20 protein-coding genes are annotated in these 14,707 nt (G+C 72.6%); 18 read left to right on the forward strand and 2 right to left on the reverse strand.

Going from position 1 to position 14,707, the window contains the following annotated elements:
- The first annotated feature begins 11 nt into the window (after window positions 1–11).
- From ruvX to J2X46_RS14680, 13 genes are all read left to right on the forward strand, one after another.
- Window positions 12–473 (forward strand): Holliday junction resolvase RuvX, encoded by a 462-nt coding sequence (ruvX, locus tag J2X46_RS14620; protein ID WP_310251740.1) that lies wholly within the window; start codon window positions 12–14, stop codon window positions 471–473.
- The gene (gene mltG / locus J2X46_RS14625; protein WP_310251742.1) at window positions 466–1,647 is read left to right on the forward strand and encodes an endolytic transglycosylase MltG; all 1,182 of its coding nucleotides are present in this window, start codon (window positions 466–468) and stop codon (window positions 1,645–1,647) included. The genes ruvX and mltG overlap by 8 nt, the downstream gene beginning before the upstream one ends.
- Before the next feature lies 1 nt (window position 1,648).
- Entirely contained in the window at window positions 1,649–2,497 is an 849-nt protein-coding gene (locus tag J2X46_RS14630) for a shikimate dehydrogenase (protein WP_310251744.1), read from the forward strand.
- A complete protein-coding gene (locus J2X46_RS14635; RefSeq protein WP_310251746.1) occupies window positions 2,494–3,210 on the forward strand; it encodes an A24 family peptidase in 717 nt (238 codons plus the stop codon). The genes J2X46_RS14630 and J2X46_RS14635 overlap by 4 nt, the downstream gene beginning before the upstream one ends.
- 12 nt (window positions 3,211–3,222) lie before the next feature.
- Window positions 3,223–4,401 (forward strand): chorismate synthase, encoded by a 1,179-nt coding sequence (aroC, locus tag J2X46_RS14640; RefSeq protein ID WP_310251748.1) that lies wholly within the window; start codon window positions 3,223–3,225, stop codon window positions 4,399–4,401.
- On the forward strand, window positions 4,398–4,910 hold the full coding sequence (locus J2X46_RS14645) for a shikimate kinase (RefSeq protein ID WP_397214511.1): 513 nt from the start codon (window positions 4,398–4,400) through the stop codon (window positions 4,908–4,910). The genes aroC and J2X46_RS14645 overlap by 4 nt, the downstream gene beginning before the upstream one ends.
- The gene (gene aroB / locus J2X46_RS14650) at window positions 4,907–6,070 is read left to right on the forward strand and encodes a 3-dehydroquinate synthase (protein ID WP_310251750.1); all 1,164 of its coding nucleotides are present in this window, start codon (window positions 4,907–4,909) and stop codon (window positions 6,068–6,070) included. Before J2X46_RS14645 ends, aroB begins: the two co-directional genes overlap by 4 nt.
- On the forward strand, window positions 6,067–6,852 hold the full coding sequence (locus tag J2X46_RS14655) for a DUF402 domain-containing protein (RefSeq protein WP_310251752.1): 786 nt from the start codon (window positions 6,067–6,069) through the stop codon (window positions 6,850–6,852). Before aroB ends, J2X46_RS14655 begins: the two co-directional genes overlap by 4 nt.
- A complete protein-coding gene (locus tag J2X46_RS14660) occupies window positions 6,849–7,286 on the forward strand; it encodes a type II 3-dehydroquinate dehydratase (protein ID WP_310251754.1) in 438 nt (145 codons plus the stop codon). The genes J2X46_RS14655 and J2X46_RS14660 overlap by 4 nt, the downstream gene beginning before the upstream one ends.
- Before the next feature lie 101 nt (window positions 7,287–7,387).
- Entirely contained in the window at window positions 7,388–8,083 is a 696-nt protein-coding gene (locus J2X46_RS14665; RefSeq protein WP_310251755.1) for a hypothetical protein, read from the forward strand.
- 43 nt (window positions 8,084–8,126) lie between these two features.
- The gene (locus tag J2X46_RS14670; RefSeq protein WP_310251757.1) at window positions 8,127–8,408 is read left to right on the forward strand and encodes a hypothetical protein; all 282 of its coding nucleotides are present in this window, start codon (window positions 8,127–8,129) and stop codon (window positions 8,406–8,408) included.
- Window positions 8,409–8,428: 20 nt separating this feature from the next.
- Window positions 8,429–9,268 (forward strand): PhzF family phenazine biosynthesis protein, encoded by an 840-nt coding sequence (locus J2X46_RS14675; RefSeq protein WP_310251759.1) that lies wholly within the window; start codon window positions 8,429–8,431, stop codon window positions 9,266–9,268.
- A gap of 123 nt (window positions 9,269–9,391) precedes the next feature.
- Window positions 9,392–9,580, forward strand: coding sequence for a hypothetical protein (locus tag J2X46_RS14680; RefSeq protein WP_310251762.1), 189 nt, complete (start codon window positions 9,392–9,394; stop codon window positions 9,578–9,580).
- Window positions 9,581–9,677: 97 nt separating this feature from the next.
- Here the strand turns inward: J2X46_RS14680 and J2X46_RS14685 are convergent, their stop codons facing one another.
- Window positions 9,678–10,328: an SDR family oxidoreductase gene (locus J2X46_RS14685; protein WP_310251764.1), complete on the reverse strand. Its 651-nt coding sequence runs from the start codon at window positions 10,326–10,328 to the stop codon at window positions 9,678–9,680.
- Window positions 10,329–10,361: 33 nt separating this feature from the next.
- Here J2X46_RS14685 and J2X46_RS14690 point away from each other — a divergent pair, with 33 nt between their 5' ends.
- The 4 genes from J2X46_RS14690 (at window position 10,362) to J2X46_RS14705 (ending at window position 13,091) form a co-directional block, all read left to right on the forward strand.
- Complete coding sequence (locus J2X46_RS14690) at window positions 10,362–11,177, forward strand: aminoglycoside phosphotransferase family protein (RefSeq protein ID WP_310251766.1); 816 nt, start codon at window positions 10,362–10,364, stop codon at window positions 11,175–11,177.
- Between the two features lie 63 nt (window positions 11,178–11,240).
- Window positions 11,241–11,804, forward strand: a complete 564-nt coding sequence (gene efp / locus J2X46_RS14695) for an elongation factor P (RefSeq protein ID WP_310251768.1) — start codon at window positions 11,241–11,243, stop codon at window positions 11,802–11,804.
- A 6-nt stretch (window positions 11,805–11,810) separates the two neighbouring features.
- On the forward strand, window positions 11,811–12,221 hold the full coding sequence (gene nusB / locus J2X46_RS14700) for a transcription antitermination factor NusB (RefSeq protein ID WP_310251769.1): 411 nt from the start codon (window positions 11,811–11,813) through the stop codon (window positions 12,219–12,221).
- A 54-nt stretch (window positions 12,222–12,275) separates the two neighbouring features.
- The gene (locus tag J2X46_RS14705) at window positions 12,276–13,091 is read left to right on the forward strand and encodes a DUF1206 domain-containing protein (protein WP_310251771.1); all 816 of its coding nucleotides are present in this window, start codon (window positions 12,276–12,278) and stop codon (window positions 13,089–13,091) included.
- 22 nt (window positions 13,092–13,113) lie between these two features.
- Here the strand turns inward: J2X46_RS14705 and J2X46_RS14710 are convergent, their stop codons facing one another.
- Window positions 13,114–13,818 carry a TetR/AcrR family transcriptional regulator gene (locus tag J2X46_RS14710; protein WP_310251774.1) on the reverse strand — a complete coding sequence of 235 codons (705 nt, stop codon included), beginning with the start codon at window positions 13,816–13,818 and terminating at the stop codon, window positions 13,114–13,116.
- A gap of 55 nt (window positions 13,819–13,873) precedes the next feature.
- Between J2X46_RS14710 and J2X46_RS14715 the strand changes: the two genes are divergently transcribed.
- Window positions 13,874–14,707, forward strand: coding sequence for a serine protease (locus J2X46_RS14715; RefSeq protein WP_310251776.1), 834 nt, complete (start codon window positions 13,874–13,876; stop codon window positions 14,705–14,707).

The following is a 14,707-nucleotide window of genomic DNA, read 5'->3' on the forward strand; positions in this document are numbered from 1 at the left end:
GCGGCACCGGCGTGAGGTTCGGGGTCCGGCTGGGCGTCGACCCGGGTGATGCCCGGATCGGCGTCGCCAGCAGCGACCCCTCCGGCTTCCTCGCGACCCCGGTCGAGACCGTGCGGCGCGGCAAGGGCGACGTACGACGTCTGGGGCAGCTCGTCGTCGAGCTCGAGGCGGTCGAGGTCGTGGTCGGCCTGCCGCGCTCGCTCAGCGGAGCGGAGGGTCCTGCGGCGGAGAAGGTGCGCGAGTTCGCCGCCCGGTTGGCGCGCCGAGTTGCACCCGTGCCCGTCAGACTGTGTGATGAACGACTGACCACGGTCTCCGCCGAGTCGATCCTGCGCGAGCAGGGCCGGCGTGGCGCGAAGAGACGCGCCGTGGTCGACCAGGCAGCCGCCGTGCTGATCCTGCAGACTGCCCTCGACACGGAGCGGTCGAGCGGACAGGCACCCGGAGAGATCGTCGAGGTAGCAGATGAGTGAGCACGAGGCCGCACCCGAGGTCGGTCCCGAGGAGGACCGTCCGGCGGAGGCCTACGAGTACGTCCCCGGCGGCAAGCGGCGCAAGGGCCGTGGCTTCAAGGGCTGCCTGGCCGTGCTCGTCGCGCTCGTCGTGCTGGTGGGCGGCTTCTACGTCGGGCTGACCAAGGGCGTGAGCTGGGTCTCCGACCAGTTCCAGGGCCCCGACGACTACCCCGGTCCCGGCACGGGCAAGGTCGAGTTCACCGTCAACGAGGGCGACACCACCGCCGAGATCGGCCGCAACCTCAAGGCCGAGGGTGTCACCAAGTCCGTGCAGGCGTTCATCGACGCGGCCGCCGGCGACTCCGACGCAGCCGGCATCCAGGTCGGCGACTACGAGCTCCAGAAGGAGATGAAGGCCTCCGACGCGCTCGAGGTCCTCATCGACCCCGACAACCTGATCGGCTTCCCGACCGTCACGATCCCCGAGGGCCTGCGCCTGACCGAGATCGTCTCGACGCTCGCGCAGAACACCGACTTCCCCGAAGAGGCCTGGAACAAGGCCCTCGACCAGCCCGACAAGATCGGGCTGCCCGACTACGCCGAGGGCAACGCGGAGGGCTACCTGTTCCCGGCGACCTACGAGATCAAGCCCGGCATGAAGCCCGTGGCGATCCTCAAGACCATGGTCGCGCGCTGGCAGCAGGCCGCCGACGCGGCCGGCCTGGAGGAGAAGGCCGCCGAGCTCGGCCACACGCCCGCCGAGCTGATGATCATCGCCTCGCTGGTCCAGGCCGAGGGCCGCGGCAGCGACATGCCGAAGATCTCCCGCGTCATCTACAACCGGCTCGACGGTCCCGGCGACAAGGGCGGCACCAACGGCACGCTCGGCATCGACGCGTCGATCGCCTACGGCCTCGGCCTCTCGCCCGGCTCGACGGAGCTCACGCCCGACCAGCTGGCCGAGGACACGCCCTACAACACGCGCATCAACGCGGGTCTGCCCCCGACGCCGATCGAGGCCCCGGGCGACGACGCCATCGCGGCGGCGGCCAACCCGGAGGAGGGCGACTGGTACTACTACGTCACCGTCGACCTCTCCACCGGCGAGACGAAGTTCTACGAGGACTACGACGGCTTCCTCGAGGGACGCGACGAGTACAAGGCCTACTGCGAGACCTCGGACCGTTGCTGAGGTGACGACCGGGTCTGCGGGGGCGGCGCGACGGTGCGGCGTGCTGGGCGATCCGATCGCCCACTCGCTGTCGCCGGTGCTGCACCGTGCCGGCTACGCCGAGCTCGGCCTGGACTGGGAGTACGACGCCCACCGGGTGCCCTCGGGCGGCCTCGCGGACTTCCTGGCCGGGGTGGATGCGTTGTGGCGCGGGCTGTCGCTGACGATGCCGCTCAAGCGGGAGGCGCTCGACCTCGTCGACCGGCTGACCGACCGCGCCCGGCTGGCGGGCGCCGTGAACACGCTGCTGCTCGAGCCTGACGGCACACGCGTCGGTGACAACACCGACCTGCCGGGTGCTGCCGCCGCCCTCCGCGAGCGTACGACGATGCCGCTGGCGTCGGCCGCGATCCTGGGCGGCGGTGCGACCGCGACGTCCGTGGGGCTGGCGCTCGTCGACCTCGGAGTGACCACGGTCGAGCTGCTGGTCCGCGACGAGGCACGGGCAGGGGAGACGGTCGCCGCGCTGCGCGCACACCCGGCCGGGGTGGACGTCCGCGTGACGTCACTGGGCGGCGGGGCGCCGGTCGTCGCCGACGTGGTGGTGTCGACGATCCCTGCCGACGCCCAGACCGGCGACCTGGTCGCCCGGTGCGCGCAGGTGCCCGTGGTCTTCGAGGCGCTCTACGACCCGTGGCCCACCCCGCTCGCCGCCTCAGCCCTCTCGACGGACCGGGTGCTCGTCGGCGGTCTCGACCTGCTGGTCCACCAGGCGGTGCTGCAGTTCGAGCTCTTCACCGGCCTGCCGGCGCCTCTGGGGGCGATGCGGGCGGCGGGCGCGGACGCCCTCGCCGGACGGAGCCACGCGTGAACGGCACGCTCCTCGCGCTCCTGCTGGGTGCGCTCGTCGCGGGGCTCGGCGGCCTGCTCGTGCCGCGGCTGATCGCATCGGTTCCGGAGCCCCAGCCCAAGCAGGCGACCGACGAGCCGCCCAAGATGCTCTACGCCGACATCGCGGCGCGTCCCGGGCTCGCTCTGCGGAGCGCTCTGGTCTCGGCGGCTGCGGGTGGCGTGCTCGGCGCGGCGACCGGGCTGGACTGGCCGCTGCTGTGGCTGGTGCCGCTGACCCCGGTCGCGGTGGCGCTGTCGGTGGTCGACTGGCACACCCGCCTGCTGCCGCGCGTCGTCGTCGTACCCGCCACGCTGGCGACGCTCGCGGCCGTCGTCGTGGTGGGGTTGGCGACGGGGGAGCGCTCGGCGCTGCTGTGGGCCCTCGGCGGCATGGTCGGCCTGCGGTCGTTCTTCTGGTTGCTGTGGTTCATCCGCTCCGCAGGCATGGGCTTCGGCGACGTGCGCCTCGCCGCGCTGGTCGGGCTGGTGCTGGGGTGGGCAGGAGCCGACGTGCTGCTGTTCGGCGCCTGGATCGGCTTCGTGTCGTTCGCCCTGCCGGGCCTCGCCCTGGCCATCGTCCGGCGCGACAAATCCCTGCTGAAGAAGCCGTTCCCCTACGGCCCGTTCATGGTGGGCGGCGCGCTGGTGGGTCTCGTCTGGGGGACTGCGATCGCCGGCGGTTTGTGGGGCTGAGAGACTTCCCCCATGCTCCGATGGCTCACTGCAGGCGAGTCCCACGGTCCCTCGCTGGTGGCGATCCTCGAGGGGCTGCCCGCCCACGTCCGCGTCACGACCGACGACCTGGCCGACTCGCTGGCCCGGCGCCGCCTCGGCTACGGCCGCGGCGCGCGGATGAAGTTCGAGCAGGACCAGGTCCGCGTCCTCGGCGGCGTGCGCCACGGCGAGACGCAGGGCGGTCCGGTGGCCATCGAGGTCGGCAACACCGAGTGGCCCAAGTGGGAGAAGGTCATGTCGGCCGACCCGGTCGACCCGGTCGAGCTCGACGCGCTGGCCCGCAACGCCGCACTGACGCGTCCCCGCCCCGGCCACGCCGACCTGGTCGGCATGCAGAAGTACGCCTTCGACGAGGCGCGCCCGATCCTCGAGCGCGCGTCCGCCCGTGAGACCGCCGCCCGCGTGGCGCTCGGCCGGGTGGCCTCCAACTTCCTCGAGCAGGCCGTCGGCGCCCGCATCGTGTCCCACGTGGTCTCGCTCGGCGGCGTGAAGGCGCCGGCCGGCCTCGTGCCCGGGCCCGACGACGTGGCGCGGCTCGACGCCGACGAGGTCCGCTGCCTCGACCCCGAGGCGAGCGCCGCGATGGTCGCCCGCATCGACCAGGCCCACAAGGACGGCGACACGCTCGGCGGCGTCGTCGAGGTGGTCGTCCACGGCCTCCCGCCGGGCCTGGGCTCCCATGTCCACTGGGACCGCCGGCTCGACGCGAAGCTCGCGGGAGCGCTGATGGGCATCCAGGCGATCAAGGGCGTGGAGGTCGGTGACGGCTTCGAGCTCGCCGACACCCCCGGCTCCCAGGCGCACGACGAGATCGTGGCGACCGACGAGGGCCTGCGGCGCACGTCGGGTCGCTCCGGCGGCACCGAGGGCGGCATGTCCACGGGCGAGGTGCTGCGCGTGCGCGCCGCCATGAAGCCCATCGCGACCGTCCCCAAGGCGCTGCGCACCGTCGACGTCGCCACCGGCGAGGCCGCGGTCGCCCACCACCAGCGCTCCGACGTCTGCGCCGTGCCGGCTGCCGGCATCGTCGCCGAGGCGATGGTCGCGCTGGTGCTGGCCGACGCCGTGGTGGAGAAGTTCGGTGGCGACTCGGTGACCGAGACCCGGCGCAACGCCGAGTCATACCTCGACACCCTCCGCTTCCGGTGACCGCCGAGATGACCCCTCGCGTGGTGCTGGTCGGCCCGATGGGGGCCGGCAAGACGACGGTCGCCGGGCTGCTCGGCGACGCCTGGGGCCTGCCGGTCCGCGACACCGACGCCGACATCGAGGCCGCCAGCGGGCGCGAGATCTCCGACATCTTCGTGGAGTCCGGCGAGGAGCACTTCCGCGACCTGGAGGCCGCAGCGGTCGCGACGGCGATCGCCGAGCACGACGGCGTGCTCGCGCTCGGAGGCGGTGCGGTGCTGCGGCCCGAGACCCGCGACCTGCTGGCCGGTGTGCCCGTGGTCTTCCTGCGGGTGGGCCTGTCCGACGCCGTGAAGCGGGTCGGCCTCGGCGTGGGTCGCCCGCTGCTGCTCGGCAACGTCCGGGCGCGCATCAAGGCGCTCCTCGACGAGCGCACGCCGGTCTACGAGTCCGTGGCCGCCCACGTCGTCGACACCGACGGCCGCACGCCCGACGAGGTCGCGGCCGAGATCCAGGAGCTGCTCCGATGACCAAGCGGCAGACCAGGAAGCAGCGACAGCAGCGCCCGCAGCCGCAGCGGCGACCCTCGACGCCCGCCGACACGGTGCTGCACGTCGGTGGCGCGTCGCCGTACGACGTCGTGGTCGGGCGCGACCTCGCCGGCCGCCTCCCGCAGATCCTGGGCGAGAGCGTCGAGCGCGTCGCCGTGCTCTACACCGGGACGCTCGGTGCGCTCGCGGACCCGGTCGTCGACTCGCTGGTCGAGCACTACGACGTGCTGGCCCTCGGGCTGCCCGACGGGGAGCGGGCCAAGACCGCTCCCGTGGCCGCCGACTGCTGGGAGGCTCTGGGCGAGGCGGGCTTCACCCGCTCCGACGCCGTCGTCACGCTCGGCGGAGGCTCCGCCACCGACCTCGGCGGCTTCGTCGCCGCGTCGTGGCTGCGCGGCGTCCGCGTCGTGCACGTGCCCACCACCCTGCTCGCCATGGTCGATGCGGCAGTCGGGGGCAAGACCGGCATCAACACCGGCGCCGGCAAGAACCTGGTCGGCGCCTTCCACGAGCCCGCCGGCGTGCTGTGCGACCTCGCGCTCCTCGAGTCGCTGCCGCGCGAGGAGCTCGTCGCCGGGCTCGGCGAGGTCGTCAAGTGCGGCTTCATCGCCGACCCGCGCATCCTCGAGCTCGTCGAGTCCACCGAGCCCGAGGCGCTGACCGCGGACTCCGCCGAGCTGCGCGAGCTGGTCGAGCGGGCGATCCGCGTGAAGATCGACGTCGTGGTCGACGACCTCAAGGAGACCGGCGGCGCCGACGGCCACCCCGGCCGCGAGGTGCTCAACTACGGCCACACCCTCGCCCACGCGATCGAGCGCACCAGCGACTACTCGGTCCGCCACGGCGAGGCGGTCGCCATCGGCTGCGTGTACGTCGCCGAGCTGGCCGCCCGCGCCGGCTCGCTCGACCCTTCGCTCGTCGAGCGGCACCGTGCGGCGTTCGCCCGCGTCGGGCTGCCGACGTCGTACGACAAGGCCACCTTCGACGACCTGCACGCCGCGATGAAGGTCGACAAGAAGGCCCGTGGCTCGCAGCTGCGCTTCGTCGTCCTCGACGACCTCGCGGTCCCGAGGATCCTGGCCGGCCCCGGCGAGGACGACCTCCGCGCGGCCTACGCCGCGATAGCCTCCGCCGGGTGACCGACCCCGACGTCCAGATCTCCGACTCCGGCGGCACGATGCAGCGCCTGACCGGTGCCGCGGTGCACCGCGCCGTGGACCTCGAGGTCCTCGAGACGGAGCGATGGGTCGGCGCCGGACCCGACTGGCACGACGCGGGCGCGGCCCCCTTCCTCGAGCCCGGCTCGGTGGTGCACTGGCGCTACGGCCACCGGATCGACCCGATGCGGGTGGTGCGCGACGACGCACGCGGTCTGGTGGCCTGGCTGGCGGAGGAGACCGAGGTGCTGTCGTCGGCGCGGGCCGGCGGCGTGGGTGTGCGCGACGTGCCGCTCGAGGAGCGGTTCACCGGTGAGCGCGTGCCGGTGCTGGGCAGGTGGCGCGGCACCGGCACGCTGCGGATCGCCCCGACCGGCCGGCCGTGGTCGGCCTGGCTCTTCTGGGACGACGACGGCGGCTTCGCCGGGCACTACGTCAACCTCGAGCTCACGCACCGGCGCCGCGGCTGCGACACCGCCACCCGCGACCTGACGCTCGACCTGTGGCTCGAGCCGTCGGGTGCGCTGTGGCTCAAGGACGCCGACGAGCTGGAGGCGGCCACGCAGGCGGCGCGCTACTCGCCGGCGCAGGCCGACGAGGTCCACGCCATCGCCGACTGGGCACGTTCCGAGCTGGTCGAGGGACGCGACTGGCCGCTCGACGAGGAGTGGACGACCTGGCGCCCGCCCGCGTCGTGGACGGTCCCGCCGCTGCCGGACACCGACGACGTACGAGCTGCCCGCGCGACTATCCTGCGGTCATGACGAAGGTGCTCGTGCTGAACGGCCCCAACCTCGGCCGGCTCGGCCGTCGGCAGCCGGAGATCTACGGCACCACCACGCACGCCGAGCTCGCGCACCGGTGCGTGGAGTGGGGGAGCGAGCTGGGCCTCGACGTCGAGGTGCGCCAGACCAACCACGAGGGCGAGCTGCTCGACTGGCTCAACACAGCGGCCGACGACGGCACGCCGGTGGTGCTCAACGCCGGGGCGTGGACGCACTACTCCCTCGCGTTGTACGACGCCTGCGCGCAGCTCACCGCGCCCCTGATCGAGGTGCACATCTCCGACCCCAAGCAGCGGCCGGAGGAGTTCCGGCACACCTCGGTCGTCGAGCCGCACGCCGAGGTGACGATCGCCGGCGAGGGCATCGACGGCTACCGCCAGGCGCTGGGCGTGGTCCTCTCCCACCTGGGGTAACCACCCCAAAGGGTGTATCAGCCGCTGCGCAGCCACCACCTCTACCCACAGGTCTTTGCCTACAGGGCAGCCGTGGGGGGTGCCCGGCTCGGAGGTGCCACATGTCCACTCGTACCCAGCCCCGGCGACGTACCGTCCCGGCCCTGCTCATCGCGCTCGCCGCCTCGATGCTCGTCGCAGGAGAGGCCGCGGCGGCACCACCGGTCGCCGAGTCAGGCCCTGACGTCACGGTCGTGGCGGGGACCGACGCCCAGCTGTCGGGCAGCGTGAGCGACCCCGACGGCGATGCGCTCGAGATCCACTGGCTGATGACGGTGGTCAACGGCGGTGACGTCTCGTCGTGCACCTTCACGGGCCCCTGGTCCTGGGCGCCGGTGAGCCCGCAGGGGCTGTCGCCGACGCTCAACTGCACCCAGCCGGGGTCGTACCTCCTCCAGCTCATGGCGGGCGACGGCACCCTCTTCGACGACGACACAGGCGCCCTCGTCACGTTCACCGACCCGGACACGACGCCGGCGACGTGCTCCTTCCGACCGTGGATCAAGCGGCTGACCAGCCTGCGGATCGGTGACGCGGAGTCCGGCGTCGAGTCCTACACGGTCGTGCACACGTTCAACATCTCGATGAAGCCGACAACCGGCATGTGGTCGCCGCCGACGCCGTCGACGTCGCTGCAGTGGTCGCGGCCCGGCCGCGGTGCCGGGGTGGCGCTGATCAGCCACACCAACGGCGCGGGGGTCAGCGGCGAGTGCGTGCTGTTCGTCCGCCGCGACGGCACCGCCAAGGTCGTCAACTGACGTCCTGCCACACCGTCGTGGGTGGGGTGGCAGGATCTCGGACGTGGACGAACCGACGGTCGAGGTCAGCGCGCTCGCGATCAACGTGACCGTCCCGGAGGAGCTCCGCTGGCGCGACTCGCGTCGCGGCGAGGAGTTCGAGCTCCAGACGCTCAACGTGCGGCTGCTGCCGGACGGGTCGCTGGCGGCCAAGGCCTACGGCAAGCCCGTCGCCGGTGGTCGGGGCGGCTACACGTCCTTCGCGGTGCCCGACCGTCCCGAGCTCGCGGCGCTCGTCGCGGCGGCGGCCGACGAGGCTGGACGGCGGTGGGCCTCGCACCGGTGAGGCTGTGCTTGGATCGGGCGGTGCTGCCCTTCCGCCAGGTCGACGTCTTCAGCGCCACCCCGTGGCTCGGCAACCCGCTCGCGGTCGTCCACGACGCCGACGGCGTCAGCGACGAGGAGATGGCGCTGTTCGCCCGCTGGACCAACCTCTCCGAGACCACCTTCCTCTGCGCGCCCACCGACGAGCGTGCCGACTACCGGGTCCGGATCTGGACGACCGGCGGCGAGCTCCCCTTCGCCGGCCACCCGACGATCGGCAGTGCGCACGCCTGGCTCGAGGCCGGTGGCGTGCCGCGCGGCGACGCGGTCGTGCAGGAGTGCGGCGCCGGCCTCGTGACCGTACGACGTTCGCCCGGGCTGGGCTTCGCGTCGCCGCCGTTGCGGCGCTCCGGGCCCGTCGACGCAGACCTCCGGGTCCGGATCCTCACCGCGCTCGGTGTGGACGACTCCGCCGTGCGCGACATGGCATGGATCGACAACGGCCCCGGCTGGGTCGGCGTGGACCTCGGGACTGCGGAGGCCGTCGTCGACGTGGTGCCCGACATCGCCGCCTTCACCGACCTGAAGGTCACCGTGCTCGGCCGCTGGAGCCCGGAGCGGGCCGCCGAGCTCGGTGCCGACGTCGAGGTCCGGGCGTTCTACGCCGACGGCCGCGACTTCGGCGAGGACCCGGTGACCGGGTCGGCCAACGCCGGCCTGGCCCAGTGGCTGATCGGCACGGGCGCGCTGCCGTCGTCGTACACCTCTCGGCAGGGGAGCGTGATCGGGCGCGAGGGCCGGGTGCGGATCGCCGCCGAGGGCGACGCGGTGTGGGTGCACGGCGACGCGGTCACGCGGATCGTCGGAGAGGTCGATCTCTAGAGCACGCGCTCGCGACGGTCTGCACGAACATCCGTAGAACTGCGGATGTGGCCCCGGGCCGGTAACGCCAGACTCGGACCTGACGCTGACACCTGTGTCAGGTCACGGGGATGGGGGAGAGCCATGAAGAGCGTGTTGAGCAGGAGCGCCAACGCCGACCAGCTGGAGGCCGAGGTGCGCGACGCCACGTGCTGCACGGCGTGCGACCGGTGCCACGACTGCCGGGTCAAGCTGGAGGAGGTCCGGGCCGTGCGCCGCGACGCCCTCATGCACACGATCAGCCAGGTCAGGCCGCGCCGGCCGGTGTGGTGATGCTGGTCCGGGAAGGCGCCATCGGCGCGGCGACAGGCGAGCGGCTGCCGGTCTCCGTCCTCGCTGCGTACGACGCAGGCGAGGACGCCGAGGAGGCTCAGACCTGGTCGAGCCAGGCGTCGACGGCCACGTCTCCGTCGCCGAAGACGAGGGTCTTGCCGTAGGACCTCTCGTCCGCGAGCACGGCGAGGGCGACCTCGGCGACGAGCGCGCGGGAGGTGACGTCACCGTCGTTGAAGCGGGCGTCCGGGTTGACCGTGCCACCGCTCGGCTCGAGCGTCAGCGCGCCCGGGCCGAGGACGGTCCAGTCGAGGCCGGAGGCGCGCAGGTGGTCGTCGGCAGCGATCTTGGCGTCCTGGTAGTGGCGGAACGGGTTGTCCTCGGGCACCAGCGCGTCGGGCGTGGAGCCGGAGAAGGAGACCATCACGTAGCGGTTGGCTCCCGCGGCAGCAGCGGCGTCCATCGAGCGGATCGCAGCGTCGCGGTCGACGGCGAAGGTCCGCGCCGGGTCGCCGCCACCTGCGCCGGCGGACCACACGACGGCGTCCTGGCCGGTGAGCTGCGCGACCAGGCCGGCCTCGTCGGCGTCCTCCACCGAGGAGACGAGCGCGGTGGCGCCGGTGGCCTCGACGTCGGCGACGTGGTCGGGGTTGCGCACCACCGAGGTGACCTCGTGGCCCGCGTCGACCAGCAACGGGGCCAGGAGGAGCGCGATCTTGCCGTGTCCGCCGAAGAGGGTGACTCGCATGGACGCGACGCTACACAGGGCTAGGTTGGCGCGGTGCAGACGTCCACCCACGGCCTGACCATCGGCGAGCGCGAGGTGCGCAAGGAGTTCGTCGCCGACCACGACGACCGGGCGGAGCGGGAGTGGGCGTGCCTCACCCTCCTCGCCGAGCACGCGCCGGGGCTGGCCCCTCGGCCGATCCGGCGCGAGGACGGCGAGACACCCGTGATCGTGATGGAGCGGGTGCCCGGCTCGCACCTCGAGCCGCGGCCGCTGACTCCCGGGCAGACGCAGGCCCTCGGCGTCGCGCTGCGGAGGATGTACGACGTACCGGTCGAGGCGGTGCGTGCGGCGGGGATCGGCGAGCGGAGGTACGGCGCCGACACCTTCGTGCGGGAACTGGTGGACTGGCTCGCGGAGGACGTCGACCTGGGGGAGTGCCGCGACCCGGCGCTGGTGGGCGAGGCGCTCGACGCCGCCCGGGCCTACGTCGCCGACCCGCGGCTGCCCGAGCCTCGCGAGACCGCCCTCGGCATCGCCGACCTCAACCCCGCCAACGTGATGTGGGACGGGCGCGTCGTCCGGCTGGTCGACTTCGAGGACGGCGGCCTCAGCGAGCCGGCGTACGAGCTCGCGGACCACGTCGAGCACCTCGGCAGCCGCCTCCCGGGGGTGTACGACGCCGACGCCCTCGCGCACGCCGTCGGGCTCGACGCCGGGGACCGCGAACGGATGGCCGCCTACCGGCCGCTCTACGGCGCGTTCTGGCTGGCGATGCTGCTGCCGGGCAACACGGCGTGGCGGCGCAACCCGCCGGGGACCACGGAGGCGCACGCCGAGCATTTCATGGCTCTGGTGGGCGCCCACTAGACTTGCCCGTCGGCGCGAGCGCCGCAGATCTTTGACAACTCGACGAAGGTGGACGGAAGAGACATGGCAAGCACCAACGACCTCAAGAACGGCATGGTCCTGCGCATCGAGGGTCAGCTCTGGGCCGTCGTCGAGTTCCAGCACGTCAAGCCCGGCAAGGGCCCGGCGTTCGTGCGCACCAAGCTCCGCAACGTCGAGTCGGGCAAGAACGTCGACAAGACTTTCAATGCCGGCACCAAGGTCGAGACCGCCAACGTCGACAAGCGCACCATGCAGTACCTCTACAACGACGGCTCCTCCTACGTCTTCATGGACACCAGCACCTACGAGCAGCTCGAGGTCGCGCCGGAGATCGTCGGCGACGCCAAGAACTTCATGCTGGAGAACCAGGAGGCGATCGTCGCGACCAACGACGGCCGCGTGCTCTTCATCGAGCTCCCCGCCTCCGTCGAGCTCCTCATCGCCGAGACCGAGCCGGGCCTGCAGGGCGACCGCTCCACCGGCGGCACGAAGCCCGCGACGCTCGAGACCGGTCACCAGATCCAGGTCCCGCTGTTCCTCACCACCGGCGAGAAGGTCAAGGTCGACACCCGCGACTCGTCCTACCTCGGCCGCGTCAAGGCCTGACACCACGTGGCTGCCCGTTCCAAGGCCCGCAAGCGCGCCCTCGACATCCTGTTCGCCTCCGAGCTCCGCTCCGAGGACCCCGTGGTGGCGCTCGACCGTGCCATCGAGGCCGGCGAGGGCCCGACCAACGACTACACCGGCGTGCTGGTGCGGGGCGTGGTCGAGCACCTCGAGCGCATCGACGAGGTGCTGACGACCTACAGCAAGGGCTGGACGCTCAGCCGGATGCCGGCGGTCGACCGCAACGTGCTCCGCATCGGCGTCTACGAGCTGCTGTGGGGTGACGACGACGTCCCGGAGAACGTCGCGGTGAGCGAGGCGCTGCACCTGGTGCAGGACCTCTCGACCGACGACTCGCCGGCGTTCGTCAACGGTCTGCTGGGCGCCGTCCAGAAGGACCGGGCCAGCCTCGTCTGAGGACCACCCCCAGGGGGTGTCGCCGCGGGGGCCGCTGCGCCCTAGGTTGGCCCCATGAACGCTGCAGCAGACACCGCCGAGCAGGTCCACCAGAGCACGTGGATGGACTGGGCCATCCGGATCGGCCTGGTGGCCTACGGCGTCGTGCACCTGCTCGTCGCCTGGCTCGCCGTCCAGCTCGCCCTGGGCGACAAGGAGGGCCAGGCCTCCAACTCCGGCGCCATGCAGTACCTCGCCCAGCAGCCGCTCGGCGGCGTGCTCGTGTGGATGATCGCGATCGGGATGTTCCTGCTGGTCGTGTGGCGCCTGCTCGAGGCGGCCTTCGGCTACCAGGACGAGCAGGAGGACTCCAAGCGCTGGCGCAAGCGGGCCACGTCGCTCGGCAAGGCGATTCTCTACGGCGCGCTCGGCGTCAGCGCGCTGAGGGTGGCCCTCGGCTCTGGCTCCTCGGGCAAGGGCGGCACCGACTCGACCACCGCCAAGCTGATGGACCTGCCGGCCGGGCAGGTGCTCGTCGGGGTGGTCGGCCTCGCGATCATCGGCTACGGCGGCTTCCTGGTCTACCGCGGGTGGAGCGAGAAGTTCCGCGAGCACCTCGACGCGCAGGGTCAGGCGGGCAAGGACGGCTCGGCCTACGTCCTGTTCGGCAAGGTCGGCTACATCGCCAAGGGCATCGCCATCGCCCTGGTGGGTGTGCTGTTCGGCTACGCCGCGATCACCCACGAGGCGAAGAAGTCGGGCGGCCTCGACCAGGCGCTCCAGAAGGTGCTCGAGGTCCCCTTCGGGCAGGTGCTGCTCATCGCGATCGGCCTGGGCATCGCGGGCTACGGCCTGTTCTGCTTCGCCCGCGCGAAGCACCTCTCGCGCTGAGTGCTGCGCCAGGTCAAGGCGGCTAGCGCCGGGTCGGTACGCCGGCAGCGACCGCCAGCGCGGAGGCGACCATGTGGTCGCGCACCTGCTCGGCCGTGATCCGGCTGATCCGGGGCACGCCCGGCGCCTCCTCGGACACCAACATCGCCACACGGCCGAGCTGGAGCGTGCCCAGCCCGCTGGCGTACAGCATGTTGGCGAGCAGCCCCGGGTCCTCGACGTGGAACTCGCCCTTCTCCACGCCGGCCTCGATCGTGTGCGTGAGCACCGAGAGGCAGCCGCTGATCGACTGGCCGAGGCGGTACATCGCGCTCTCGCTGACCTCCTCGAGGAGGTCGCCACCCGGGCGCCGCATGATCGCCTGCGCGCAGTCGACGAAGGCCGGGTGCGCGAGTCCGTAGTCCACGAACGCCTCGACGAGGCTCTCCAGCTGGCGCTGCGGGTCGTCGGTCGTCTCGGCTGCCGTCTGGAGCGCCACGCGCAGCTCGTCGAGGTACTGCACCAGCGTGAGGCTGAACAGCTCCTCCTTGCCGGTGAAGTGGCGGTAGATGATCGCCCGGTTGATCCCGACGGCCTTCGCGATGTCCTCGATCTGGGCGTCGCGCACGCCGCGCTCGTCGAAGAGGCGGCGGGTCGCGGAGATGATCTCGGCCTCGCGCAGGCGCCGGCGGGCGGCCGCGGTGCCGCCGCGCCCGGCGACCGACGGGGTCGACGACTCGGAGCTCATGGACACCAGTCTAGGGAGACGCGGGCCCCGGTCCCGGTGTGGTTCCATGCTCGGCATGCCGCTCCCCGGACTCCGTCGCCTGCTCGCCGCCCTCGCCGTGCTGCTCGTGGGGACTTCAGCGCTGTCGCTTGCGGCGCCGGCATCGGCCGCCGACGACCGGTTCGCCGGCACCGCCCGCCTGCCCGGGTGCTCCGGTGCGGTCGTGCGGTGGGCGTCCGCGCTCGACACCGACCCCGCCGTGGTGATCACCAACGGGCACTGCGTCCGCTCGCCGTTCCTCGGCGCGCGCGAGGTGCTCGTCGACCAGCGGCAGTGGAAGCGGATCGAGCTGCTCGACGGCGCCGGAGACGTCGCGATGACGGTCCGCGGCGTGCACCTGCGCTACGCCTCGATGTACCGCACCGACCTCGCGGTCTACGAGCTCCGGGAGTCGTACGCCGACCTGTCGGCAGGCGGTGTCACCCCGCTGGCCCTGGCGGACGAGGGGCCGTCGCGCGGCGACCGGATCCGGATCCCGTCCGGCTACTGGACCGAGCAGCGCACCTGCACCACCACCGGCACGGTCCACCGCCTCCACGAGCGGGAGTGGGACTGGTGGGGCTCGATCCGGCTGCCCGCGCGCGACGGCTGCGCGATCCGCGGCGGCTACTCCGGCTCGCCGATCGTCTCCCGCACCACCGGCGAGGTGGTCGGCATCGCCAACACCGGATACGTCGGCGGCCGCCGCTGCATCGACTCGGCGTGCGAGGAGAACGACCGCGGCAGGGTCGTGATGCGCAGGAACATGAACTACGGCCAGCAGACCGCGCTGCTCAACGGCTGCATCGGGGCCGACCGGCGCTTCGACCTCGCTGCCCCGGGCTGCCGGTTGGCGACGCCGCGCGGCTGA

Origin of the sequence: Nocardioides sp. BE266 (assembly GCF_031457855.1) — a bacterium.
In the GTDB taxonomy this organism is placed as follows: domain Bacteria; phylum Actinomycetota; class Actinomycetes; order Propionibacteriales; family Nocardioidaceae; genus Nocardioides.